Source organism: Niallia endozanthoxylica (genome assembly GCF_008710145.1).
Taxonomy (GTDB): domain Bacteria; phylum Bacillota; class Bacilli; order Bacillales; family Cytobacillaceae; genus Bacillus_BD; species Bacillus_BD endozanthoxylica.
Genome location: NZ_VYKL01000057.1, coordinates 1 through 1,409, shown reverse-complemented (window position 1 = coordinate 1,409; position 1,409 = coordinate 1). Strand labels below are relative to the sequence as shown.

General features: G+C 36.7%; 1 protein-coding gene. It reads left to right on the top strand.

Translation table 11 applies throughout. From position 1 onward, the window contains the following. Positions 1–16: 16 nt before the first annotated feature. A protein-coding gene (locus F4V44_RS25080; protein WP_150442725.1) for an IS3 family transposase occupies positions 17–1,377 on the top strand; the annotation gives its coding sequence in 2 pieces (ribosomal slippage) (positions 17–473 and positions 473–1,377; 1,362 coding nt in all). The last annotated feature ends 32 nt before the right edge of the window (positions 1,378–1,409 follow it).

The following is a 1,409-nucleotide window of genomic DNA, read 5'->3' as shown; positions in this document are numbered from 1 at the left end:
GGAGGTGCATTTATTTATGAAGAAATATTTTAAGAAATATTCTTTAGAAACTAAATTAGCAGCTGTAAAAGAATATCTCGAGGGGGCAGAATCCTTAAGAGTTATTGCTAAAAAGTATCATGTTAGTAAGACAATGTTACATCGATGGGTAGCTAAATATCAGAATCACGGATTAGATGCTTTTCAGGAGTCATATACAAAATACCCATTAGAGTTTAAAATGGACGTACTAAACTATATGAATGAAACGGGAGCGTCCGTGGAAGAAGCCACTGCCGTATTTAATGTTACTGCCTCTAGCGTTGTGAGGAATTGGAAACATGTATTTGAAACAAGAGGGATAGACGCTCTTCAATTAAAGAAAAAGGAGCGTTCGTCCATGAAAAAACCATCTAAAAAGAAGCAACTAGTAGAGGGATCAAAAGAAGCCTTACAAGCTGAACTCGAGCAGCTACGTATGGAGAATGCCTATTTAAAAAAGTTACAGGCCTTAATTCAGAACAAGAAAAAATAACAGAACAGGAAAAATCGCTGGCAATCTATGAATTAAGGCATGAATATAAGGTAATCGACTTAGTAAAAATGGCCGGCATCCCAAGAAGTACGTATTATCACTGGATTAAACAGATGAATCGACCGGATAAATATAACGAAGAGAAAGAAGCTATCCAACAAATCTTTGATGAACACCAGGGTCGATATGGCTATCGCCGTATTACCTTGGAATTACGAAAAAAAGGATTTGGAATCAATCATAAAACCGTTCTCCGATTAATGAATGAAATGGGCATAAAATGTCTTGTGCGAATGAGGAAATACCGTTCATATCGAGGAGAGATAGGCCAAGCAGCCCCTAATCTCTTAGAGCGCGATTTTAAAGCGACAAAGCCTAATGAGAAGTGGGTAACGGATGTAACAGAATTTAAATTATTTGGAAAGAAGCTTTATTTATCACCGGTCCTTGATCTCTTTAATGGAGAGATTATTGCTTATAATATTGAGGAAAGACCCGTATTCCCCCTTGTAACAAAGATGTTAGCGAAAGCCTTCAATCGTCTAAATGAAGGAGACACACCTATTCTTCATTCAGACCAAGGATGGCACTATCGAATGTCTAAGTACCAGAAGTTACTAGAGAAAAACCATATTACACAAAGCATGTCTCGTAAGGGGAATTGTTTAGATAATGCAGTCATGGAGAATTTCTTTGGCTTATTAAAATCCGAGTTACTGTATCTGCAGGAATTTGAGAGTATGGACCATTTTAAGAGAGAACTAGAAAACTATATTTACTATTACAATCACAAACGCATGAAAGTGAAACTAAAAGGATTGACCCCCGTAGAATACAGAGAACAATCCTCTTTAGCTGCATAAAAATATTTGTCTAACTTTTTGGGTTCAGTTCA